We start from the raw sequence: 22,514 nt of genomic DNA, 5'->3' as shown, positions 1-22,514 counted from the left end.
GCGCTCATCCTCCCCCGCAGGCCGGACCGAGCGCACGTCGCATCACCACGGCGGTCGACCCGTCGCGGTAGTAGCGGGGGCGACGGTCGACCTCGACGAAGTCGCGGCTCGCGTAGAAGGCCAGCGCCGGGGCGTTGGTCTCGCGCACCTCGAGCAGCACCCGGTCGGCCCCGCCGTCACGGGCGAGCGTGACGACCTGCTCGAGGAGGGCCGAGGCATGGCCGCCGCGGCGCAGGCCGGGCTGCACGGCGATGCGCTGGAGCTCGGCGATGTCGGCGACGACGCTAGCCACGGCGTAGCCGGCCAGCACGCCGTCCTGCTCGGCGACGAGGTAGTGGATGGTCGGCAGGGCACCGAGGACGCCCTCCCTGACGAGTCCCTCCGACCAGGCGTCGATGCCCAGGGCCTCGTCCTCGAGGTCGGCGATCGCCGTGACGTCACCCGCGGTGGCGCTGCGGATCACGAGACCTTCTTCGGCGAGCGGGGCGCCTCGGCATCGGGTCGGCGGAGGTACATCGGCTCGGGGTCGTAGAGCTCGGCGAGCTCCTCGCTCACCACGCGGGCCAACCAGCCGGCGCTCGGCCGCGCCGGCCCGGTGTGGCGGGGGAAGTCGTCGGGGTAGAGCGTCCCGCCCTCACCGACCACCGGGAGGTCGGTGGCCAGGGTCGCCGGCTTGTCGACGACCGGCCCGGTGAGGCGGGCGCCGTCGGCGTCGTACGCCGCGAGGTAGACCTCCTTGCGGCGGGCGTCCGTCGCGACGACGAAGTCGCGGCCGCCGAGCGTGGCGGCGGCCTCCGCGGCGAGGACGTCGAGGGAGCAGACGCCGTAGACGGGGATCTCCAGGACGAAGCCGAGCGTGCGGGCAGTCACGAGTCCGACGCGCAGCCCGGTGAAGGGGCCCGGCCCGACGCCGACACCGATCGCGGTGAGGTCCTGGCGGACGATCCCGGCCCGGGCCATGGCCTGCTCGATGAGGGGTGCCAGCTGCTCGCCGTGCTTCATCGCCAGGTCGGACACGAGCTCGACGACCACGTCCTCCCCGTCGTGCAGCGCGACGCTGACGGTGGGTGAGGCGGTGTCGAACGTGAGGAGCACGGGACGAGGGTAGCCGCGCCGGTCAGGACACCCAGCGGGTGCCGATGCCGACGACCTCCACGTGGCGCGGGTCGAGGTCGCCCTCGGCCTCCTCGTCGGAGCGGCTGATGCGCACCTCGAGGCGGGAGTCGGACAGCGTCTCGGCCATCCCCTCCCCCCACTCGACGACCGTGACGGCCTGGTCGAGGGAGGTGTCGAGGTCGAGGTCGTCGAGCTCGGCCATGCCGCCGAGACGGTAGGCGTCGACGTGCACCAGGTCAGGACCACCGCGCAGCGAGGGGTGGACGCGTGCGATGACGAAGGTGGGCGACGTGACGCCCCCGCGAACACCGAGGCCCTCGCCCAGCCCCTGGGTGAAGGTGGTCTTGCCGGCCCCGAGTCCGCCCGAGAGCACGAGCAGGTCGCCGGGGCGCAGGTCGGCGCCGATGCTGGCGCCCAGCGCGCGCATGTCGTCGGCGGTGGGCACGTCGTAGAGACGCGGGAGCGGGCGCGAGAGCTCGACGTACGGCGTGCGGCGGTCGGCCTGGGCGAAGCCGCGACGCTCCCAGAAGGCGATGTTGGCGGGCAGCTCCTCGCGGGCCACCACCGTGAGCCGGGCGCGCCCGATCCACGCCTCGACGGCGGTGTCGACCATAGCCGCGGCCACGCCGTGGCCCTGCGCAGCCGGCAGCACGCCGAAGCGGCGCAGGTAGACGGTGTCGCCGACGGGGTCGAAGAGGAGGGTGCCGACGGGCTCGCCGTCGACCCGGGCCACCAGGCCGCCGTTGAGGGCCAGGCGGGTGGCGATCGACGAGACCGTCTCGAGCAGGGCGTCGGCGGGCGGGTCGAGCGCGGGCCGGTTGCCGAAGGCTTCGCGGATGATGTGGTGGACCACCTCGGCCGACTCGTGGCCGACGCGACGGACGCTGAGGCTCACCGCTGCGCCGCCCGCGCGGTGGCGGCCGTGATCAGCTGGTCGAGCTCGGCGGTCACCTGGTCGTGCCTCTCGATGGGGAGCATGTGGCCGGCACCCTCGCACTCGAGCAGGCGCGAGCCGGCGATGCGCTGGTGGAGCTTGCGGCTGTGGCCGATGGAGGTCAGCCGGTCAGCGGTGCCGCAGAGGATCGCGGTCGGCACCCGGGAGAGGACCTCGACGGCGTGGAACTTGTCGAGCCGGCTGAAGCTCGGGAAGAACTCCGCCACCACCTCGAACGGCGTCTCGGAGAGCATGTCGTCGACGAACTCCACGTAGGAGGTGGGCACCTCGTCGCCAAAGGCGAACAGGTCGGTCGCGACCATCGCGATCGCGCGTCCGGCCCGGCGCAGCCCGTCGACGGCCAGGTGGCCGCGGTGCAGCGTCTTGACGGCCTGGTGCGTGACACGGCCGCCGAGGCGTCCGGGCACCATCGGCAGCAGGATGCGCCCGACGTCGAGCCCTCCGGCGGTGGTCGAGACGAGACCGACGCCGACGACGCGCTCCCCCACCAGCTCGGGGAACTGCTCGGCGAGGGCCACGATCGTCATCCCGCCCATGGAATGGCCCACCAGCACCACCGGGCCCTCGGGCACGACCTCCTCGAGGATCTGCTTGAGGTCGCGCGCGAGCTGCTCGATGGTGGCATTGTGCCGCGGCGATCGCCCCGACCGGCCGTGCGAGCGCTGGTCGTAGAACACGGTGCGGACCAGACCGCGGTAGGCCGCGCGCTGGAAGTGCCAGGAGTCGAGGTTGAGGCAGTAGCCGTGGGCGAACACGACGGTCACCTCGGGGTCGGGCCGGCCACGCCGCCAGCGCCGCTTGGGCTCCTGCTCGGGCTCGGCGGCCTCGTCGACCTCCACGTGGAGGGGGACGCCGTCCTCGGCGACCACCGTGACCGGGGTGGAACGCAGGGAGCCGAAGTCCGCGTCGGTGACCGAGCGCTCGCCCATCGCCCGGCTGCGGCGGGCGACGCCGAACGCCGTGCCGGCGAGGACGACGCCGAGGGCGCCGGCGGCGGCACCGGCGATGCGTCCTGCGGCGCTCATCGGGTCTCGTCCCGGCTCACGGTGTCGTGCGCGTTCTCGGTGTCGCTGTCGACGTGGGTGCGTGTCATGCGGCCTCCGATCCTGGTGACGATCTCGTAGCTAATGGTGTCGCACGCCTCGGCCCAGTCCTGCGCGGTGGGCTCGCCGTGGCGCCCGGGGCCGAGGAGGAGGACCTCGTCGCCGGCGTGGGGGGTGCTGTGGTCCTCGGGTCCGAGGTCGACGAGGAACTGGTCCATGCAGACCCGACCGCGGATCGGTCGCTGGATCCCGGCGACGCCCACCGAGGCGACGCCGCTCGCGTGGCGCGGCACGCCCTCGCCGTAGCCGGCGGGCACGAGGCCGACGGTCGTGGGCGCCGGGGCCGTCCAGGTGTGGCCGTAGGAGACGCTGTCGCCGACGGCCAGCGTCTTGACCAGGGCGAGGCTCGCGCGGACGGTCATGGCGGGGACCAGGCCGAGGTCGGGCGTGTGTCCGGGTGCGGGGTCGAGACCGTAGGACGCGATGCCGCAACGGACGGCGTCGAACCGCGCGCTGGGACGCAGGATCGCCGCCGCCGAGTTGGCCAGGTGACGCAGCTCCGGGCGCAGCCCCGCCTCGTCCGCGAGGGCCAGCGCATCGCGGAAGGCCAGCTCCTGCTGGTCGTTGGCCGGGTGCTCGGGCTCGTCGCTGCAGGCGAGGTGGGACCAGATGCCGGTGACCCGCCAGTGGCCGGACTCCTCACCGGCACGGGCGCGCGCGAACAGGTCGACCCAGGCCTCGCGAGGGGCGCCTCCGCGCGACAGGCCGGTGTCGACCTTGAGCTGGACGCGGGCGGGGCGCCCGTCGGGGCGCCCTACGGGGCGTCCGACGGACTCGGCTGCGGCAGCGATCTCGTCGAGCTCGGCCACGGAGTAGGCGGTGAGGTCGATGTCGGCGGCGATGGCCTCGGCGTAGGGCTCTCCCGGCACGGTGAGCCAGCACAGCAGGCGGCCGGTGTCGCCGGCGGCGCGCAGCGCGAGCGCCTCGTCGGGCGTCGCGACGGCCAACCAGGTGGCACCGGCGTCCCGGGCGGCGCCTGCCACCTCGACCATGCCGTGGCCGTAGCCGTCGGCCTTGACCACGACGATCACCTCGACGCCGGAGGTCTCCTGGAGGACCCGCACGTTGTGCCGGATCGCGGCGAGGTCGACGACGATCTCGGCGCGGGCGGGGGTCATGGTCGGCGATTCTTCCATCTCGGGTGCCGGCGCCGGTCAGGCGAGGAGGTCGCGCACGACCACGGGCACCGCGCCGGCGACGTCGCCGGCGACGATCGGACCGCCGCCGGAGGCGAGGGTGGCGGCCGCCCCGTGGAGCCAGGAGCCGACCGAGGCGGCGTCGAAGGGGTCGAGCCCGGCGGCCAGCAGCGCGCCGACCAGGCCGCCCAGGACGTCACCCGCTCCGGCGGTCGCGAGCCAGGGGGTGCCGGTGGTGGTCACGCGGACGCGCCCGTCGGGTGCCGCGACGAGCGTGTGGCGGCCCTTGAGCAGCACCACGGCGTCGTACGTCGTGGCGGCGCGGCGCGCGTGCTCGAGCGGCGCGGCCTCGATCGCGGCGCGGTCGGCGCCGGTCATGGCGGCGAGCTCACCGGCGTGGGGCGTGAGGACGGCGGGGCTGGTCAGGGGCGCTGTCACGTGCACGAGTGCGTCGGCGTCGATGACGCACGGGACACCGCTCTCGCCGTCGCGCAGCACCGCGGCGAGCTCGGCGGCAGCGTGCGGGCCGCTGCCCGAGCCGACCACCCAGGCCTGGACCCGGCCGTCACCGACGACCTCCGGGTGGACGTCGCGCACGCGGGTCGCCACGTCGGCGTCACCGACGTAGCGCACCATCCCGCACAGCCCCGTCGACGCGCCCGCGACGCTGAGCAGCCCGGCGCCGGGGTAGTCGCTGGATCCGGCTCGGACGCCGACGACGCCACGGGTGTACTTGTGGGCGTGGGTGCTCGGCCGCGGCAGCAACGCTGCGACGTCGGCGGGCTGGAGCGCCTCGACGTCGGCCGGCGGCAGGTCGAGCCCGAGGTCGACGAGGTGGACCGCGCCGCAGGCGGCCGCGGCCGGGTCGACGAGGTGGGCGACCTTGTGGGTGCCGAAGGTGACCGTGACGTCGGCGCTCACGTGGGGACCGGGGGTCGCGCCGGAGTCGACGTCGACGCCCGAGGGGACGTCGACCGCGACGACGGGGATGCCGGCGACCTGGTTGCGCGCCGCGATGGCGTCGGGCCTCAGCCCGGGGCGGCCGCCGATGCCGACGATGCCGTCGACCACCAGGTCGGTGCCGGGCGCCGGTCGGCTGGTGGCCGCGTCGAAGCGGCTCGTCCGGCCACCGGCAGCCAGCAGCGCCTCGCTGCCGGCCTGGTGGACCTGGTCGGCGAACGTCCAGGCCTCCACCTGGCAGCCGCGTCGCTGCAACAACGCGCCGGCGAAGAGCGCGTCCCCCCCGTTGTTGCCGGGGCCGACCAGCAGCAGCACGCGTCCGCCGTACGGCGTGGCGAGGAGGTCGACCACCGCCTGCGCCAGCCCGTGCGCCGCGCGGGCCATCAGCGCACCCTCCGGCATCGTTGCCAGCAGCACGTCCTCGGCCGCCCTGACCTGCTCGACGGTGTGTGCGTGCCTCATGGCGGCCACGCTAGTCGGGGTGGCCGGTGGGCGGTGGGTCGGTGGGCCGGAGACAGCGCTGGGGCACGTTGTGCGGCACAGGACTCGAGAGGGCGGGCACCGCCTTGGCTGACCCTGGTGGTCGGCCGAGCCGCGTCGAGCACACGACCCAGCCGCGTCAGGACTCCAGCACCACGACCGCGGACGCGATGCCGGCGTCGTGGGAGAGCGAGAGGTGCAGGTGGGCGACGCCGAGCTCGGCGGCGCGGGCGGCGACGGAGCCGCGGATCTCCAGGAGCGGACGTCCGGAGTCCTCCGAGACGACCTCCGCGTCGTGCCAGTGCATGCCGACCGGGGCACCGAGGGCCTTGGCCAGCGCTTCCTTGGCCGCGAAGCGTGCGGCGAGCGACGCCAGGGGGCGGGTGGCCTCGGCCGGGGTGAACAGGCGGGCGGAGAGACCGGCGGTGCGCGCCAGCGACTCACCGAACCGCTCGATGTCGACCACGTCGATGCCGACGCCGATCACGGGCACGACGCCACCGGGAGCATCACTCGACCGTCACGGACTTGGCCAGGTTGCGCGGCTGGTCGACGTCGTGGCCCATGGCGGTGGCGAGCTCGCAGGCGAAGAGCTGGAGCGGCACGATCGCGACGAGCGGCTGCAGCAGCACCGGCACCTTCGGCAGTCGGATGAGCACGTCGGCGTAGGGCTCGATCTTGGTGTCGCCCTCCTCGGCGAGGCAGATCGTGCGCGCACCGCGGGCGCGGACCTCCTGGATGCCGCTGATCATCTTCTCGTGGAGCTGGTCGCGCCCCTGGGGCGGCACGACGCACAGCACCGGCAGGCCCTCCTCGATAAGCGCGATCGGGCCGTGCTTCAGCTCGCCGGCGGCGAAGCCCTCGGCGTGGATGTAGGCCAGCTCCTTGAGCTTGAGCGCCCCCTCGAGCGCGACCGGGTAGCCCGCGTGCCGGCCGAGGAAGAGCACCGACCGGGTGTCGAGGTGGGCGCGGGCGAGCTCGTAGACCTGCTCGGCCGACTCCAGCACCGTGGCGATGTGGTCGGGCATCTCCTCGAGCTGGTGGACGATCTCGGTGATCTCGTCGCCGTAGCGGGTGCCCTTGACCTGCGCGACGTAGAGCGCGAGCAGGTAGCAGGCCACCAGCTGGGTGAGGAAGCCCTTGGTGGAGGCGACGCCGATCTCGGGGCCGGCGTGGGTGTAGATGACCGCGTCGGACTCACGCGGGATCGTGGAGCCGTTGGTGTTGCAGATCGCCAGCACCTTGGAGCGCTGCGTGCGCGCGTGGCGGATCGCCTGGAGGGTGTCGGCGGTCTCCCCCGACTGGCTGATCGCGACGACCAGCGTGGAGTAGTCGAGGATCGGGTCGCGGTAGCGGAACTCCGATGCCAGCTCGACCTCGACCGGGGTGCGGGTCCAGTGCTCGATGGCGTACTTGGCGACCATGCCGGCGTAGAACGACGTGCCGCAGGCGATGATGATGATCTTGTCGACGTCGCGCAGCTCGTCGTCGGAGAGCCGCATCTCGTCGAGCTGCAGCAGGCCCGCCGGAGTACGACGTCCCAGCAGTGAGTCGGCCACGGCGCGCGGCTGCTCGAAGATCTCCTTGCGCATGAACCAGTCGTGGCCGTCCTTCTCGGCGGCGGACAGGTCCCAGGTGACGTGGTAGCGCTTGCCCTCGGACGGGTTGCCGTCGAAGTCGGTCACCTCGACGCCCTCGCGGGTGATCGTGACGACCTGGTCCTGGCCCAGCTCCATGGCCTCGCGCGTGTGCTCGATGAACGCGGCGACGTCGGAGCCGAGGAAGTTCTCCCCGTCGCCGATGCCCACCACGAGCGGGGAGTTGCGACGAGCCGCCACGACGCGCGAGGGGTCCTGGCTGTCGATCGCGACGAGCGTGAAGGCGCCCTCGAGCTGGCGGCACACGCGCTGCATCGAGGTCGTCAGGTCGATGCCGGACTCCACCTGGAGCTCGAGCAGCTGGGCCGCGACCTCGGTGTCGGTCTCGGAGAGCATGACGTGGCCGTCGGCCTCGATGCGGTCGCGCAGCTCGGCGAAGTTCTCGATGATGCCGTTGTGCACGAGCGCCACGCGGCGCGAGCCGCCGGAGTGCGGGTGGGCGTTGACGTCGTTGGGCGCGCCGTGGGTGGCCCAGCGGGTGTGGCCGATGCCGGTCGTGGACGCGGGCAGCGGGTGGTCGGCGATCGCCTTCTCGAGGTTGGCGAGCTTGCCGGCACGCTTGTCGGAGGCCAGCTCGCCGTCGACGACGAGGGCGATCCCGGCCGAGTCGTAGCCGCGGTACTCGAGGCGACGCAGCCCCTCGATCACGACACCCTGGGCCTGCTGGGGGCCGACGTACCCGACGATTCCGCACATGGCTCTCACTCTAGAGGTGAGACGCCGCCACTCCGGGCAGGCGGGTGGCCTGCAACAATCACGGCCATGTCGACAGGCGGGGGCCATCGCACCGGTGGCCCCGAGGACTCTCCTCGCGAGTCCTCCCCCTACATCGAGCTCGACCGCTCCGCCTGGGCCGCGCTGGCCCACGAGACGACCAACCCGCTGACGGCCGGCGAGATCCGCAGCCTGCGCGGGCTCGGCGACTCCCTCGACCTCGACGAGGTGCAGGAGGTCTACCTGCCGCTGAGCCGGCTGCTGAGCCTCTACGTCGAGTCGGCCGGCAAGCTGCACCGCGAGCAGGAGTCGTTCCTGCACCAGCGCACGCCGCCGCGCACGCCGTTCGTGATCGGGCTCGCCGGCTCCGTGGCGGTCGGCAAGTCGACGACCGCGCGCGTGCTCCAGCAGATGCTGGCCCACTGGCCCGAGCACCCCAACGTCGCGCTGATCACCACCGACGGCTTCCTCTACCCCAACGCCGAGCTCGAGCGCCGCGGCATCATGCAGCGCAAGGGCTTCCCCGAGTCCTACGACCGCCGCGCGCTGCTGCGCTTCGTCGTCGACATCAAGTCGGGCAAGGACGAGGTCGAGGCGCCGACGTACTCCCACCTGGTCTACGACGTCGTCCACGACCAGAAGGTCGTCATCAAGCGGCCCGACATCGTGATCATCGAGGGCCTCAACGTCCTCCAGCCGGCCCGGGTCCGCGACGACGGTCGCGCAGGGCTCAGCGTCAGCGACTTCTTCGACTTCTCCGTCTACGTCGACGCGGGCACCAGCCACATCCGCGACTGGTACGTCGAGCGCTTCCTGCGGCTGCGCGAGACGGCGTTCCGCGACCCGGGCTCCTACTTCACCAAGTACGGCGACATGACCCACGAGGAGGCCGTCGCCGAGGCGACCCGGATCTGGGACACCATCAACGGGCCCAACCTGGCCGAGAACGTGCTGCCCACCCGCTCGCGCGCCACCCTGGTGCTGCGCAAGGACCGCGACCACTCGGTGCGCTACGTGCGGCTGCGCAAGCTCTGAGGTGCCGCTGCGTCACCGACGGGCTCGCAGGCTCCTCAGGATCCGCCTGACGGTCTCCTCGGTGGCCGATCGTGGGCCGAGGTCGCGCACCAGCACCGCGCTGACGACGCCGTCGCGCGCACGCGAGCTCACGAGGTGCAGCTCGACACGCTGCGGCGTGCACGGGTCACGGTCGTGCAGCCGGATCGTCGTGCGCGAGGCGGCGGCCGGGGCGCCGTCGGCGAGCCGGACCGTCGTACGACGGGTGGCCAGGGGCTCGCCCGTGGTGCCGGCGATGCCTGCGGTCCAGGCTGCCTGGAGACGTCGGTCGACCACGCCGGGGTCGAGGCCCGGGACCGGCCGGGTGAGGCCCACGAAGGCACGGTTGGACGGCGCGGCGGTGCCGCTCGGGCAGTAGCCGTCGTCGAGGACCGCGGGGCCCCTGACGCCGACCACCGGCTCGCCCTCGGGGTCGGCGTAGAAGAGCATCCCGTCGGGGTCGGGGACGCTCCAGCCCTGGGAGGCGGGCGGCACGCGCACCTCGGCGTACGACGATCGCAGGACCTGCCAGGTCGGCTGCGGGTCGGCGGTGGCCACCCGCGCCGGCTCCCCCCTCTGCGCGAGCAGCACGACCGCCGCGCTCACGGTCACGACCAGCGTGGCCAGCCCGCCGAGCAGGGTCGCCGGTGTGGTCGCGCGCATGCTCGTGGGGAGGCCCATGGTCCACGTCTACCGGTGGGGCGCCCCCGGTGCGACCGCTCCTCCACAGGGTGCTGCTGCGAGGCCTGCCTCAGAGCGCAAGCTGCTGGCGCACGACCCCGGCGAGACGCTCGGCGACGGCGCGGGCGAGCTCGGGGGTGGGGGCCTCGACCATGACGCGCACGAGCGGCTCGGTGCCGGAGGGGCGCAGCAGGATCCGGCCAGTGTCGCCCAGGGCGTACTCCTCCTCGGCGACCGCGGCGGCGAGGACGGCGTCCTCGTCGGTGCGGGCCTTGTCGACGTCGGGGACGTTGACCAGGACCTGCGGGAGCCGGGTCATGACGCCCGCGAGGGAGGCGAGCGACTGACCGGTCGAGGCCATGCGTTGGAGGACGTGCAGGGCGGTGAGGGTGCCGTCGCCGGTGGTGGCGTGCTCGCTCATGATCACGTGGCCGGACTGCTCGCCGCCGAGGGAGTAGCCGGAGACGCGCATGGCCTCGAGCACGTAGCGGTCGCCGACCTTGGTCTGGCGCACCCCGAGCCCGGCAGCCTTCATGGCCTGCACGAACCCGAGGTTGCTCATGACGGTCGCGACGACGGTGTCCTTGACCAGGTGGCCGGTCTCGGCCATGCCGAGGGCGAGGATCGCGAGGATCTGGTCGCCGTCGACGGTCTCGCCGGCGGCGTCCACGGCCAGGCAGCGGTCGGCGTCGCCGTCGAGCGCGAAGCCGGCGTCGGCGCCGTGCTCGAGGACGGCGGCGCGCAGCGGGCCGAGGTGGGTGGAGCCACAGCCGTCGTTGATGTTGAGCCCGTCGGGGGCATCCGCGATGGCGATGACCTCGGCGCCGGCCCGCCGCAGCGCGAGCGGGCCCGACTCGTGGGCGGCGCCGTGGGCGCAGTCGAGGACGACCTTGAGGCCCTCGAGCGGCCGGTCGAGGGTGGAGACCAGGTGCTCGACGTACTCCTCGACGGGGGTGGCGTAGGGCGAGACGCGCCCGATGTCGCCGCCCGTCGGGCGGACCCACGGGCGCTCCAGGTGGGCCTCGATGTCGCGCTCGACGGCGTCGTCGAGCTTGACCCCGCCGCGGGCGAGGAACTTGATGCCGTTGTCGGGCATCGGGTTGTGCGAGGCGCTGATGACGACGCCGAGGTCGGCACCCAGCGACTGGGTGAGGTGGGCGACGCCCGGGGTCGGCAGCACCCGCAGGCGCAGCACGTCGACCCCGGCCGAGGCGAGCCCGGCCACGACCGCGTGCTCGAGGAACTGCCCGGAGATCCGGGTGTCACGACCGACGACCGCGAGGGGGCGCTCCCCCTCGTAGTCTCCCCGGTCGACGAGGACACGTGCGGCGGCAACGGAAAGGTCCAGGGCCAGCTCAGCGGTGAGTTCACCGTTGGCCAGGCCCCGGACCCCGTCCGTGCCGAAGATGCGCGGCATGTCGCCTTAGGCGATCAGCGCTTGCTGAACTGCGGCGCCTTGCGCGCCTTCTTGAGACCAGCCTTCTTGCGCTCGATGACGCGGGCGTCACGCGTGAGCAGCCCGGCCTTCTTGAGCGCCGGACGGTTGGCGTCGGTGTCGATCCAGTTGAGGCAACGGGCCACGCCGAGGCGCAGCGCGCCGGCCTGACCGGTGATGCCGCCACCGTGGATGCGGGCGATGACGTCGAACCGACCCTCGAGCTGCAGCTCGGCGAACGGCTCGTTCACCACCTGCTGGTGCAGCTTGTTGGGGAAGTAGTTGTCGAGCGTGCGACCGTTGACGGTCCACACGCCGGTGCCGGGGACGATGCGCACACGGGCCACGGCCTCCTTGCGACGGCCGGTGGCCGCTGCGGGGGCGATGGTCGCCGGGCGGGCGGGGGCGTCCGCGGACGGAGCGCTCTCGGAGCTGTAGGCAACGCCCTGCTCGTCGGTCTCGTAGGTCTCCTCGACCTCGGTGCTGGTGTCAGCCACTGTGTTCCTCAACCTTGCTTTCGACGTCGATGATTACTGGGAGATCTGCGAGATCTCGAAGGGGACGGCCTGCTGGGCCGAGTGGGGGTGGGTCGGGCCGCTGTAGACCTTGAGCTTCTTCATCAGCGCGCGACCGAGCTTGTTCTTGGGGAGCATGCCCCACACGGCCTTCTCGATCGCCTTGCGAGCGTCCTTGTCGAGGACCTCGCCGATCGGGGTGGAGGTCAGACCGCCCGGGTAACCGGAGTGGCGGTAGGCCATCTTCGTCGTGCGCTTGGTGCCGGACAGGTGGACCTTCTCCGCGTTGACGACGATGACGAAGTCACCGACGTCCATGTGCGGGGCGAAGATCGGCTTGTGCTTGCCGCGGAGGAGGGTGGCGACCTCGACGGCGAGGCGACCCAGGACGATGTCCTGGGCGTCGATGACGTGCCAGTCGCGCTGGATGTCGCCGGGCTTGGGGCTGTACGTGCGCAAGACGCTTCTACTTTCCTTCGTTCGTGGACCCGCCGGGATCGATCCCGGGGGTGGTGGTGCCGCGACTTCTGACGAACACGGGCCGGCCTGCCACCGAGGTGGGGACCGGCACTGCATCCCGGCTGGATCACCACAGGGAGACCAGGTCGGGACGCGGCAGGAGTCGCGACCGGCAAGACTACGGCTCCCGCGCGCGGCGGGTCAAAACGACGCGGGCCGGAGCACACAAGGTGGACACGGGTTAGCGCGCGCCTAGGACAGCGGTTTAGGTTGGAGAGCGTGACTGACTCTCTCACCGTCCGCGACAACCGCACCGGACAGGAGTACGACGTACCGATCCTCGACGGCACCATCAAGGCCGCCGACGTCGGGAAGATCCGCACCGCCGAGGACGCGCCAGGTCTGGCCGTCTACGACCCGGGTTTCGTCAACACCGCCTCCTGCCGCAGCGCCGTGACCTTCATCGATGGCGACAAGGGCATCTTGGAGTACCGCGGCTATCCCATCGAGCAGCTGGCCGAGAAGTCCAACTTCCTCGAGGTGGCCTACCTGCTCGTCCACGGCACCCTGCCGACCCAGGCCGAGCACGAGGCCTGGGTCCACGAGATCACCTACCACACCTTCGTCCACGAGAACGTCAAGACCTTCATGCAGGGCTTCCGCTACGACGCACACCCCATGGGCATGCTCATGGCGTCGGTGGGGGCCCTCTCGACGTTCTACCCCGACGCGCGCAACATCTCCGACGCCGACAACCGGCACATGCAGATCGTCCGCATGATCGCCAAGATGCCGACCCTCGGCGCCTGGGCCTACCGCCACGCGCAGGGCAAGCCCTACGTCTACCCCGACAACGACCTGAGCTACACCGCCAACTTCCTCTCCATGCTCTTCAAGATGAGCGAGTCGAAGTTCGAGGCCGACCCGCGCCTGGTCAAGGCTCTCGACGTGCTCTTCATCCTGCACGCCGACCACGAGCAGAACTGCTCGACCAACGCGGTCCGCTCCGTCGGGTCCTCGCAGGTCGACCCCTACTCGGCGGTCTCCGCCGGCGTGGGCGCCCTCTTCGGCCCGCTGCACGGCGGCGCCAACGAGGCCGTCCTGCGGATGCTGCGCCGCATCGGGTCGAAGGAGAACATCCCGGCCTTCATCGAGGGCGTCAAGAACGGCAACGAGAAGCTCATGGGCTTCGGCCACCGGGTCTACAAGAACTTCGACCCGCGCGCCACGATCATCAAGAAGGCCTGCGACGACGTCTTCGAGGTGACCGGCGTCAACCCGCTGCTGGCCATCGCCCAGGAGCTCGAGAAGATCGCGCTCGAGGACGAGTACTTCATCAAGCGCAAGCTCTACCCCAACGTCGACTTCTACTCCGGCCTGATCTACGAGGCCTTCCAGTTCCCGCCCGAGATGTTCACCGTCCTCTTCGCCATCGGCCGCACGCCGGGTTGGCTGGCGCAGTGGGTCGAGCTCGTGCAGGACAAGGAGCAGAAGATCGCGCGCCCCAAGCAGATCTACACCGGCGACCGCACGCTCGACTTCGTCCCCGCCGCCGAGCGTTGGGCCTGAGCCCTGCACCTGCGCCGTAGCAACGCGGCCGACGTCGCGCCCCTCCGGGCGCTGACGGCGGCCGCGTCGCTGTCTCCCACGGTGCACGTCACCGCGCTCTGGGGGCCGGGGTCACGGGAGGCCCGGCGTGCTCGGGCAGAGACGCACCTGGTCGCGGAGCTGGGGCTGGCGCGGGTGGCCCGCTTGTGCGTGCGGTGTGCCAGCCCCCACCACGGCCGACCGGTCCCCCTCGGTGGCGGCGAGGTCGTGCACCTGAGCCTGGCCTACGCCGAGGACGTGGTGCTGGCGGCCTGGAGCACAGCTCCGCTCGGCGTCGACGTGGAGCGCGAGGCACCCGGACGCGACGCGGGCGACTACGGCGACCTGCGGGCATGGACACGTCTGGAGGCCGTCGCCAAGACCACCGGTGAGGGCCTGGCCCGGGAACCCTCCGAGCTGCCGGACCTGTGGACCGCACCGCTCCCGCTGCCCGTCAGCTGGGTCGGCTCGGTCGCGTGCGCCGAGCCGGCCGGGCTCAGCTGGCGTGAAGAGCGTCCTGGGCGTCCGGGAGCTCCGGCAGCTCCAGCTCGTTGAGCCACCCCTCGAAGAGCTCGTCGAGGTCCTCGCCCGTGTGGGACGCAGCGTGCGCCAGGAAGTCGGCGGTGCTGACCGTGCCGCCGCGGTGGGCGGCCACCCAGGCCTGGAGCAGCCCGAAGAAGGCGCCGTCGCCGACCGTGAGCCGCAGCGCGTGCAGGGTGAGCGCGCCGCGCTTGTAGACGCGGTCGTCGAACATGAGCTCCGGCCCGGGGTCGGAGAGCAGCAGGTCCTGGTCGAGGCCGGCGAGGCGCTCGTGGTGGGTGCGGGCGTGGACGTCGGCCGCGTCGCCTCCCGACCGCTCCGACCACAGCCACTCGGCGTAGCAGGCGAAGCCCTCGTGCAGCCAGATGTCGCGCCACGCGCCGAGGGTCACGGTGTTGCCGAACCACTGGTGCGAGAGCTCGTGGGCCACGAGCCGCACCGACTCCCAGTCCGAGGTGAGGAAGTTGCGCCCGAAGGTCGACAGGCTCTGCGACTCCAGCGGGATCTCGAGGTCGTCGGCCGTGACGACGACGGTGTAGAGCGGGAAGGGGTAGTCGCCGAAGAGCTCGGCGAAGGTGGCCAGCATCTCGGGCTGTCGGCCGAACGCGTCGTCGACGCCGCTGCCCGCGTCGTGGGGGACGACGGCGTACATCGGGACGGTCGCGTCGAGCTCGCGGGCGTCGTAGCGCCCGATCTGGACGGTGGCGAGGTAGGTCGCCATCGGCTCGTCCTGCGTGTAGGTCCAGGTGACCGAGCTGCCGTGGCGCCTGCGGCTGCCGAGCAGGCCGTTGGCGACGACGTGGTAGTCGGGGTGGGTCGTCACCGAGATGGCGTAGGACGCCTTGTCGTCGGGCCGGTCGTTGCAGGGGAACCAGGTGGGGGCGCCGTGCGGCTGGCCGGCGACGATGACACCGTCGGCGAGCTCCTCCCAGCCGGCCTCGCCGTGGTGCTTCTCCACCAGGGGCCGCGGGTTGCCGGAGTAGGACACGACCATCGTGAAGGTCGTGCCCTGGGCGAGGGGCGTCGCCAGGGTGATGACCAACCGCCCCTCACGGGTGCGGTACTTGGCCGGCAGGCGACCGTCGACCTTGACCTTGGTGACGTCGAGGTGGGCCAGGTCGAGGACGACACGATCGAGGTCCTCGTCGGCGACGGCCTCGATCGTCGCGGTGGCCCGCAGGCGGTTGCCGTCGATGTCGTAGACCAGGTCGAGGGCGTAGTGGGTGGCGCCCCAGGAGGGGTCGCCGTGACCGGGGAGGTAGGGGTCTGCCGTCGGCAGGTCGGACCCGAGTCCAGGCAGCTTCACCGGTCGATCACCCAGGGGCCGATGGGGTTGCCGATCCAGGTCGTCTTGTCGGGCAACGACTCGCCCCTCATCACCAGTGACACAGGCCCGACCGTAGCGTGCCGGCCGAGGGTCGCCGCCGGGAGGATGACGCTGTTGGGCCCCAGGGTCGAGCCCCGCCTCAACGTGACGGTGTCCATGCTGAGCATCCGGTCGTGGAAGAGATGGGTCTGCACGACGCTGCCCTGGTTGACCGTCACCCCGTCGCCGAGGTCGACGAGGTCGGTCTCGGGGAGCCAGTAGGTCTCGCACCACACGCCCCGACCGATGCGCGCGCCCATCGCGCGGAACCACACGTTGATCAGCGGGGTGCCGGCGACCGCCCGGGCGAACCACGGTGCGGCGAGGACCTCCACGAACGTGTCGGCCAGCTCGTTGCGCCACACGAACGAGCTCCACAGCGGATGGGCTCCGGGACGCACCCGGCCGACGAGCAGCCACTTGGCGGCGACCGTGACGGCCGCGGCCAGCAGGCCGCCGACGGCGAGGACCGGACCGGCCAGGAGCACCGCGACGACGACGCCGGGGCCGTCCAGCAGCGCGGTGAGGCCCAGTGCGGTGACCGCGGTGAGGCCCAGCGCGAGCATCACCGGCAGCAGCCGGCAGAGCTCGACGGCGGCACGCAGCACCTTGAGCCGCGTGGGTGGGTCGTAGGTGCGGCCGGCGTCGGCGGTCTCGGCGGCACGGCGCAGCGGCGCCGGCGGGCTGCCCAGCCAGGACTCCCCCGCCTTGGCCGACTTGCGTCGCGGTGCCGCCGAGAGGACCGCCACGAGGGATGCCTTGGGCACCTTGCGACCGGGTGCCGCCATGCCGGAGTTGCCGACGAAGGCTCGCTTGCCGACCTTCACCCGCTCGACCCGCAGCCAGCCCCCACCGAGCTCGTAGCCGCCGATCAGGGTGTCGTCAGCCAGGAAGGCCTGGTCGTTGACCGTCGTCAGCGACGGCACCATGAGCACCGTGGAGGCCTCGACCCCGTGGCCGATGCGGGCCCCGAGCCGGCGCAGCCACCACGGCGTCAGCTGGGAGGAGTAGAGCGGGAAGAGCCAGGTGCGGGCGTCGTCGAGCACCCGGACCGTGGCCCACACCGCGAGGCCCTGGCGGCTGCGGACCGGGTGGACGCCCGCGGTGATCGCGCGCGCGGCCACCCGCACGACGGCCCAGACCAGCAGCGCGAGCAGCCCGAGCCCCAGCACCGTCGCGACCGGGAGCCAGACGAGCAGCCCCAGCGCCTCGTCGTACGACGTGGGGCCGGTGAGGACGAGCAGCGGTGCGACGACTGCCAGGGCAGCGAGCGCCGGCAGCAGCGCGAGCAGCGTCGCGACAGCGCCGTAGGCCAGGAGCCAGGCCGGGTGGTCGGCGGGCTGGCCGGCCCAGGGGCCGCGCGCGGCGCCGGCGACGCGGACGGCGGGCGAGCCGGACCAGTACTCACCGGCGGGGACCGAGCCGAACACCGAGGACCCGGGCGCCACCTCGGCGTCGTCGCCGACGTCGGCCCCGGGACACATCATCGAGCGCGCCCCGAGGCGGGCCCGGGCGCCGACGCGGATCGGGCCGACGTGGAGGACGTCGCCGTCGATCCAGTAGCCGCTGAGGTCGACCTCGGGCTCGATCGAGCAGCCCTCGCCGAGCGTCAGCCAGCCGGTGACCGGCGGGAGGCTGTGCAGGTCGACGTCGGGCCCGACCTCGGCGCCGAGCAGCCGGGCGTAGAGCTTGACGAAGGGCGCCCCCGCGAGGCCGGTCGCGCCGAGCTCGTCGGTGAGCCGGTTGGCCAGCCAGAGCCGCAGGTGGGCCTTGCCGCCGCGGGGGTGGTCGCCGGGCGTGACCGGGCGCAGCAGGAGTCGGCAGCCGGCGGCCGCGAGGAGCATCCGGCCCGGCGAGCTGACGAAGAGCACCCACGACACGACGACCAGCGCCCACGGGAGCCGGGGCAGCCAGTCGAGCCCGACCAGGGACAGGGCCCAGCAGCCGAGGGCGATCCAGGTGAGCCAGCGGGGCCCGGCCACCGCGCGCAGCGCCAGCGTGGCCACGACCTGGCCAGCCTGGGTCTTGACCGGGATCGGCGGCACGGTGCGGTCGGAGACGGGGCCGGCCTCCTGCATCTGGTCGAGGTAGGCCGCCATGGCGCCGATCGTCGGCTTCTCGTAGACGTCGCCCACGGCGACGTCCGGGAAGCGCGTGCGCAGGCGGCTGACGATCTGGGCCGCGGTGAGGCTGCCGCCGCCCTCGTCGAAGAAGTCGGCGTCCGGTCCGCTCACGGTGGCACCGAGGACCTCCTGCCACAGGGTGGCGATCCAGGCGGCGGTGCCCTCCAGCCCGGCCGGCGCCTGGTCGGGCGCGACCAGCGGCCACGGCAGCGCGTCGCGGTCGACCTTGCCGGAGGTGCGGGTCGGGAGGGCGTCGACGACGGCCAGGCGCGGCACCAGGGCGGCCGGGAGGTCGCGGCGCAGCCGCTCCAGCGACGCCGCCTGGTCGAAGGGCGGGTCGGCGGACGGGTCGATCGCGACGTAGCCGACCAGGAGCTGGTTGCCGGCGGCGGAGCGTCGTACGGCGGCGGCGGCCGCGCCCACGCCCGGCAGGCCGAGCAGGGCGCTGTCGATCTCACCGAGCTCGATGCGCCGGCCGCCGAGCTTGACCTGGTCGTCGGCCCGACCCCCGAAGAGCAGCCCCGCGTGGTCGAGCACCACGAGGTCGCCGGAGCGGTAGGCGCGGTCCCAGCCGAGGGTCGGCATCGCGGCGTACTTCTCGGCGTCCTTGGCCGGGTCGAGGTAGCGGGCCAGGCCCACTCCCCCGATGATCAGCTCCCCGGTCTGCCCCTGCTCGACGGGGACGCCGTCGGCGTCGACGACCGCGAGGTCCCAGCCGTCGAGCGGCAGGCCGATGCGCACCGGGCCCTCCCCGGTGAGCAACGCACCGCAGGCGACGACGGTGGCCTCGGTGGGGCCGTAGGTGTTCCACACCTCGCGACCCGGTGCGACCAGCCGGGCGACGAGCTCGGCGGGGCACGCCTCGCCGCCCATGATCAGCAGACGCACCCGCTCGAGGGCCTCGGAGGGCCACAGCGCGACCAGGGTCGGGACCGTCGAAACGACCGTGACCCGGTTGGCGACCAGCCAGGGCCCGACGTCGACGCCGCTGCGCACCAGGGCGCGTGGGGCGGGCACGAGGCAGGCGCCGTAGCGCCAGGCGAGCCACATCTCCTCGCAGGACGCGTCGAAGGCGACCGACAGGCCGGCCATCACGCGGTCGCCGACGCCGAGCGGCTCGGCCTGGAGGAACATCCGGGACTCCGCGTCGACGAACGCGGCAGCACTGCGGTGGGTGACGGCGACGCCCTTGGGCGTGCCCGTCGAGCCGGAGGTGAAGATGACCCAGGCGTCGTCGTCGAGCCCCGGCTCCTCCGGCTCCCGGGCCGGGCCGGGACGGCGCAGCGCGACGGTGAGGTCGTTGCCGACGACGGCCGCCACGTCGGCCTCGTCGAAGACCAGCCGGGCCCGCTCGTCGGGGTCGTCGGCGTCGACCGGGACGTAGGCGGAGCCGGCGAGCAGGATGCCGAGGACCGCGACGTAGAGGTCGGTGGTGCCGGAGCTGACCCGGACCCCGACCTTGTCGCCCCGCCCGACGCCGAGGGCGTTGAGCTCGGCGGCCAGCTCGTCGGCGGCCTCCTCGAGCTCGGCGTAGGTGAGGACGCCGGCGCCGGCGTCGACCGCGCTGTCCTCGGACGCCTGGGCCACGGTCTCGCGGAAGATGTCGACGAGGGTCCTGGCCGCGGGGGCCAGGTCGCCGCGCAGCAAGGGGGCGATCGGGGCCTGGGTCACCCGCGAACGTTGTCGGTCCCAGGTGAACAGCAGGTGTCGCGGCCACCTGGTGGTCGCCTGGCGGTCAGGTCGGGGCGTGCGTCACCGCGTCCCGCAGCGCTCCGGCGACGACGCCGAAGTCGCCGGCCGTGACCTCGAGGACGCCGCTGCGGAAGGGCAGTCCCCACCGCTGCTCGTCGGTGACGAAGCCGAGCAGCGGGATCAGCGGGCGGATCGGCACCCGCCCCACCTGCTCGAACGTGACCTTCCGGCGCCACGGACGGACGTCGTCGCCCCCGTGCACCTGGTAGGGCTCGTCGTCGGCGACCTCGCCGAGGGCCGTGAGCTGCTGGAGGACGACCTGGGAGCCCAGGGCCGGGCGCGGGGAGTAGAACGCGACCAGGTCACCACGGCTGAGCGCGCGCAGCCGGGCGTCACGCCCGTGGTCGGCCTGGGTGAAGCCGCCCTCGACCCCGAGCAGGACGTGGTCGAGGCTGATCGTGAGGACCCAGTAGCGCCGGGTGTCGAGGTGCGTCATCACCCCAGGCTGGCAGCCGGCACCGACAGTGGCCGCCGCTCGGGCACAGGCTCGGGCGACCCCCTCAGACCTGGTGCTGGTGCGGGCGTCCCGGGTCGTCGTACGCCGGCTCGGTCTGGTGGCTGCGCAGGGCCTCGAGCTGGGCGCAGATCGCGAGGCCGAGGAACAGCGAGATCGAGGACAGCAGGCTCCACAGCAGCAGCGCGACGATGCCGGCGAGGGGGCCGTAGGTGCTGCCGAAGGACCCGCTGAGGTTGACGTAGAGCGCGAGGCCGGCGGCGGCGAGCATGCTGAGCGCGACGGTCACGCCCGAGCCGAGAGCCAGCCAGGACAGGGCCGGCTGACGCCGCCGGGGGGCGTGGTCGAAGAGCACCGCGATCGTGAAGACCAGCAGCAGGAGCCCCACCGGCCACCGCGCGACCTGCCAGATGGTGTGCAGGCCGGCGGACCAGCCGTACTCCTCCACCATCGCGTCGCCGAACGCCCCACCGGCGACCAGGAGCAGGAAGCCGAGACCGACCGGGAGTGCGAGGACGCCGGTGAGGACCGCCGCGCGGCCGTACTTCGCGAGCGCCGGGCGGTCTCGACGGATGCCGTAGATCCGGTTGGCGCCGCGCTCGACCTGCGCCATCGCGGTCGTCATGGAGACCAGGGCGAAGAGCAGGCCGAGCACGAGCGCGAGCTCACCGGTGCCCTCCGAGCCGCTGGAGATCGCGTCGACCAGGGCGTCGTCGCCGCTCGAGCCCGGGGAGACGGCGTTGACCGTGACCGCCACCACCCGCGCGGGCCGGTCCTCGTCGATGTCTGCCGCCAGGCCGGTGACGGCGAGCATGAACGGCACCACCGCGAGGCACGTCTGCAGGGCGAGCGCGCGGCTGTTGGTGAAGCCGTCGCCGTAGCGGAAACGCACGAAGCTCCCGACGAGCACCGCCTTCATGCCGTGGTGTCGCGCCAGGTGCCAGGCGTCCTCGGCGTCGAGCTCCTCGCCGTCCATCTCGGTCGTGACGGGGACCGTCCGTGCCGTCGTCATGGCGGCACCCTATGTCCCCCTCCGCCGTGCCGACTCGGCGCTTCTTGTCGACTCCCCAGCCCGGTCTCAGACTCGTCACAGGCTCGGGGGCCAGAGTCGGGGACATGAACGACTACCCGACCACTCCACCCCCGGCCTCGAACCCCTACGAGCCCGCCCGGTCGCCCCTGCCGCCCCCCGCCCCAGCCTTTCCGGCGCCCCTCCAGGGTCCGCGCCGCGGTCGGGTCGGCTTCGCCGCCGCCGTCGTCGGTGCCTCGCTCCTCGTGGGCGGGGCGGCCGGCGTCGGTGGCGCGGCGGCCTGGAACACGTACGACGAGCCCGGTGCGGGCGGTGCCTCGGCAGCCGCGTCCGAGCGCACCACGTCGCAGGTCGTGAGCACCCCCGACTCCGCCGCCCCCGAGGGCAGCGTCGAGCAGGTCGCCTCCTCGGTGCTGCCGTCGGTCGTCAAGCTCGACGTGAGCGGAGCTGACGGGGCGGGCTCCGGCTCGGGGATCATCCTCAGCTCCGACGGCCAGATCCTGACCAACGACCACGTGGTCGAGGTCGCGGGCGAGGGTGGCGACATCACCGTCTCGTTCAACGACGGCACCAAGGCCTCGGCCACCGTGCTGGGCACCGACCCGCTGACCGACACCGCCGTGATCCAGGCCGAGGGCGTCAGCGGCCTGACCCCCGCGTCGATCGGTGAGTCCGGCAACCTCGACGTGGGCGAGCAGGTCGTCGCCATCGGCTCGCCGTTCGGCCTCGAGTCGACCGTGACGAGCGGCATCGTGAGCGCGCTCAACCGCCCGGTCGACGTCGGCTCGGACGGCAACGGCAACTCCACGACGTACCCCGCCGTGCAGACCGACGCCGCCATCAACCCCGGCAACAGTGGCGGTCCGCTGGTCGACATGGACGGCAACGTCATCGGCATCAACTCCTCCATCCGGACCGCGTCGAGCGGGTTCAGCGAGGAGTCCGGCTCGATCGGCCTCGGCTTCGCGATCCCGATCGACTCGGTGCTGCCGATCGTCGAGCAGATGGCCGCGGGCGAGACCCCCACCCACGCCAAGCTCGGCGTCACCGTCCGCGACGTCGCCAACGCGACCGGCGCCGAGGTGACCGAGGGCGCCCAGATCGGCGAGATCACCGACGGCTCCGCCGCCAAGTCCGCCGGGCTCCAGGCCGGCGACGTCGTGACACGGATCGACGACCAGGTGATCACCGGGTCGGACTCCCTGGTCGCGACGATCCGCAGCTATCGCCCGGGTGACGAGGTCGAGGTGACCTTCGAGCGCGACGGCGAGTCGCAGACGACCAGCCTCACCCTCGACTCGGACGCCGACACCAGCAGCTCCTGAGTCGACGGCTCGGCTCGTGGCCGGGATAGTGCGGGACGTTGTCGACCTTCCAGCGGCCCGGGAAGGTCGACA

Annotated in this window: 20 protein-coding genes; 4 read left to right on the top strand and 16 right to left on the bottom strand. The window is 72.9% G+C overall.

All coding sequences use genetic code 11. From position 1 onward, the window contains the following. Positions 1-4: 4 nt before the first annotated feature. The 8 genes from rimI to glmS form a co-directional block, all read right to left on the bottom strand. Complete coding sequence (gene rimI, locus AAG827_RS00100) at positions 5-463, bottom strand: ribosomal protein S18-alanine N-acetyltransferase (RefSeq protein ID WP_341923709.1); 459 nt, start codon at positions 461-463, stop codon at positions 5-7. Next, positions 460-1,095 (bottom strand): tRNA (adenosine(37)-N6)-threonylcarbamoyltransferase complex dimerization subunit type 1 TsaB, encoded by a 636-nt coding sequence (gene tsaB / locus AAG827_RS00095; protein ID WP_341923708.1) that lies wholly within the window; start codon positions 1,093-1,095, stop codon positions 460-462. The genes rimI and tsaB overlap by 4 nt, the downstream gene beginning before the upstream one ends. A gap of 22 nt (positions 1,096-1,117) precedes the next feature. After that, positions 1,118-2,011 carry a tRNA (adenosine(37)-N6)-threonylcarbamoyltransferase complex ATPase subunit type 1 TsaE gene (gene tsaE, locus AAG827_RS00090; RefSeq protein WP_341923707.1) on the bottom strand — a complete coding sequence of 298 codons (894 nt, stop codon included), beginning with the start codon at positions 2,009-2,011 and terminating at the stop codon, positions 1,118-1,120. After that, the gene (locus AAG827_RS00085) at positions 2,008-3,096 is read right to left on the bottom strand and encodes an alpha/beta hydrolase (RefSeq protein WP_341923706.1); all 1,089 of its coding nucleotides are present in this window, start codon (positions 3,094-3,096) and stop codon (positions 2,008-2,010) included. Before AAG827_RS00085 ends, tsaE begins: the two co-directional genes overlap by 4 nt. Further along, positions 3,093-4,292 carry an alanine racemase gene (gene alr / locus AAG827_RS00080; RefSeq protein WP_341923705.1) on the bottom strand — a complete coding sequence of 400 codons (1,200 nt, stop codon included), beginning with the start codon at positions 4,290-4,292 and terminating at the stop codon, positions 3,093-3,095. The genes AAG827_RS00085 and alr overlap by 4 nt, the downstream gene beginning before the upstream one ends. A gap of 36 nt (positions 4,293-4,328) precedes the next feature. Then, a complete protein-coding gene (locus AAG827_RS00075; protein ID WP_341923704.1) occupies positions 4,329-5,732 on the bottom strand; it encodes an NAD(P)H-hydrate dehydratase in 1,404 nt (467 codons plus the stop codon). Between the two features lie 157 nt (positions 5,733-5,889). Further along, the gene (locus AAG827_RS00070; RefSeq protein WP_341923703.1) at positions 5,890-6,243 is read right to left on the bottom strand and encodes a holo-ACP synthase; all 354 of its coding nucleotides are present in this window, start codon (positions 6,241-6,243) and stop codon (positions 5,890-5,892) included. A 16-nt stretch (positions 6,244-6,259) separates the two neighbouring features. Beyond that, on the bottom strand, positions 6,260-8,104 hold the full coding sequence (gene glmS / locus AAG827_RS00065) for a glutamine--fructose-6-phosphate transaminase (isomerizing) (protein WP_341923702.1): 1,845 nt from the start codon (positions 8,102-8,104) through the stop codon (positions 6,260-6,262). A gap of 66 nt (positions 8,105-8,170) precedes the next feature. Between glmS and coaA the strand changes: the two genes are divergently transcribed. Then, positions 8,171-9,157 carry a type I pantothenate kinase gene (gene coaA / locus AAG827_RS00060; protein WP_341923701.1) on the top strand — a complete coding sequence of 329 codons (987 nt, stop codon included), beginning with the start codon at positions 8,171-8,173 and terminating at the stop codon, positions 9,155-9,157. A gap of 12 nt (positions 9,158-9,169) precedes the next feature. Here coaA and AAG827_RS00055 read toward each other — a convergent pair whose 3' ends face one another. The 4 genes from AAG827_RS00055 to rplM all read right to left on the bottom strand — a co-directional run bounded on the left by AAG827_RS00055 (position 9,170) and on the right by rplM (position 12,265). Next, a complete protein-coding gene (locus AAG827_RS00055; protein WP_341923699.1) occupies positions 9,170-9,856 on the bottom strand; it encodes a hypothetical protein in 687 nt (228 codons plus the stop codon). A gap of 70 nt (positions 9,857-9,926) precedes the next feature. Continuing rightward, positions 9,927-11,273, bottom strand: coding sequence for a phosphoglucosamine mutase (gene glmM, locus AAG827_RS00050; protein WP_341923697.1), 1,347 nt, complete (start codon positions 11,271-11,273; stop codon positions 9,927-9,929). A gap of 14 nt (positions 11,274-11,287) precedes the next feature. Continuing rightward, the gene (rpsI, locus tag AAG827_RS00045) at positions 11,288-11,788 is read right to left on the bottom strand and encodes a 30S ribosomal protein S9 (protein WP_341923696.1); all 501 of its coding nucleotides are present in this window, start codon (positions 11,786-11,788) and stop codon (positions 11,288-11,290) included. Between the two features lie 33 nt (positions 11,789-11,821). After that, positions 11,822-12,265 (bottom strand): 50S ribosomal protein L13, encoded by a 444-nt coding sequence (rplM, locus tag AAG827_RS00040; protein ID WP_309648403.1) that lies wholly within the window; start codon positions 12,263-12,265, stop codon positions 11,822-11,824. 279 nt (positions 12,266-12,544) lie between these two features. Between rplM and AAG827_RS00035 the strand changes: the two genes are divergently transcribed. Both AAG827_RS00035 and AAG827_RS00030 read left to right on the top strand, forming a co-directional pair. Further along, positions 12,545-13,834: a citrate synthase gene (locus AAG827_RS00035; protein WP_341923693.1), complete on the top strand. Its 1,290-nt coding sequence runs from the start codon at positions 12,545-12,547 to the stop codon at positions 13,832-13,834. Positions 13,835-13,915: 81 nt separating this feature from the next. Beyond that, positions 13,916-14,407 carry a hypothetical protein gene (locus AAG827_RS00030; RefSeq protein ID WP_341923691.1) on the top strand — a complete coding sequence of 164 codons (492 nt, stop codon included), beginning with the start codon at positions 13,916-13,918 and terminating at the stop codon, positions 14,405-14,407. Here the strand turns inward: AAG827_RS00030 and AAG827_RS00025 are convergent. From AAG827_RS00025 to AAG827_RS00010, 4 genes are all read right to left on the bottom strand, one after another. Further along, on the bottom strand, positions 14,349-15,698 hold the full coding sequence (locus AAG827_RS00025) for a M1 family metallopeptidase (RefSeq protein WP_341923690.1): 1,350 nt from the start codon (positions 15,696-15,698) through the stop codon (positions 14,349-14,351). The genes AAG827_RS00030 and AAG827_RS00025 overlap by 59 nt on opposite strands. Next, positions 15,695-19,552: a Pls/PosA family non-ribosomal peptide synthetase gene (locus AAG827_RS00020; RefSeq protein WP_341923688.1), complete on the bottom strand. Its 3,858-nt coding sequence runs from the start codon at positions 19,550-19,552 to the stop codon at positions 15,695-15,697. The genes AAG827_RS00025 and AAG827_RS00020 overlap by 4 nt, the downstream gene beginning before the upstream one ends. Positions 19,553-19,616: 64 nt before the next feature. Beyond that, positions 19,617-20,069 (bottom strand): EVE domain-containing protein, encoded by a 453-nt coding sequence (locus AAG827_RS00015; protein ID WP_341923686.1) that lies wholly within the window; start codon positions 20,067-20,069, stop codon positions 19,617-19,619. Between the two features lie 64 nt (positions 20,070-20,133). Beyond that, positions 20,134-21,099 carry a YihY/virulence factor BrkB family protein gene (locus tag AAG827_RS00010; RefSeq protein ID WP_341923684.1) on the bottom strand — a complete coding sequence of 322 codons (966 nt, stop codon included), beginning with the start codon at positions 21,097-21,099 and terminating at the stop codon, positions 20,134-20,136. A gap of 104 nt (positions 21,100-21,203) precedes the next feature. On the opposite strand from AAG827_RS00010, the gene AAG827_RS00005 reads away from it, so the two are divergent. After that, positions 21,204-22,442 carry a trypsin-like peptidase domain-containing protein gene (locus tag AAG827_RS00005; RefSeq protein WP_341923682.1) on the top strand — a complete coding sequence of 413 codons (1,239 nt, stop codon included), beginning with the start codon at positions 21,204-21,206 and terminating at the stop codon, positions 22,440-22,442. The last annotated feature ends 72 nt before the right edge of the window (positions 22,443-22,514 follow it).

This window comes from Nocardioides psychrotolerans (assembly GCF_943371775.1).
Classification (GTDB): domain Bacteria; phylum Actinomycetota; class Actinomycetes; order Propionibacteriales; family Nocardioidaceae; genus Nocardioides; species Nocardioides psychrotolerans_A.
Note: the sequence above shows the minus strand (reverse complement) of the source record. Positions and strands in the feature narration are given on the sequence as shown.

Coding starts and splice junctions, on each gene's coding strand:
- AAG827_RS00085 (WP_341923706.1), bottom strand. CDS start 3,096: ATGAGCGCCGCAGGACGCATCGCCGGTGCCGCCGCCGGCGCCCTCGGC.
- alr (WP_341923705.1), bottom strand. CDS start 4,292: ATGACCCCCGCCCGCGCCGAGATCGTCGTCGACCTCGCCGCGATCCGG.
- AAG827_RS00075 (WP_341923704.1), bottom strand. CDS start 5,732: ATGAGGCACGCACACACCGTCGAGCAGGTCAGGGCGGCCGAGGACGTG.
- glmS (WP_341923702.1), bottom strand. CDS start 8,104: ATGTGCGGAATCGTCGGGTACGTCGGCCCCCAGCAGGCCCAGGGTGTC.
- coaA (WP_341923701.1), top strand. CDS start 8,171: ATGTCGACAGGCGGGGGCCATCGCACCGGTGGCCCCGAGGACTCTCCT.
- AAG827_RS00055 (WP_341923699.1), bottom strand. CDS start 9,856: ATGGGCCTCCCCACGAGCATGCGCGCGACCACACCGGCGACCCTGCTC.
- glmM (WP_341923697.1), bottom strand. CDS start 11,273: ATGCCGCGCATCTTCGGCACGGACGGGGTCCGGGGCCTGGCCAACGGT.
- AAG827_RS00015 (WP_341923686.1), bottom strand. CDS start 20,069: ATGACGCACCTCGACACCCGGCGCTACTGGGTCCTCACGATCAGCCTC.
- AAG827_RS00010 (WP_341923684.1), bottom strand. CDS start 21,099: ATGACGACGGCACGGACGGTCCCCGTCACGACCGAGATGGACGGCGAG.
- AAG827_RS00005 (WP_341923682.1), top strand. CDS start 21,204: ATGAACGACTACCCGACCACTCCACCCCCGGCCTCGAACCCCTACGAG.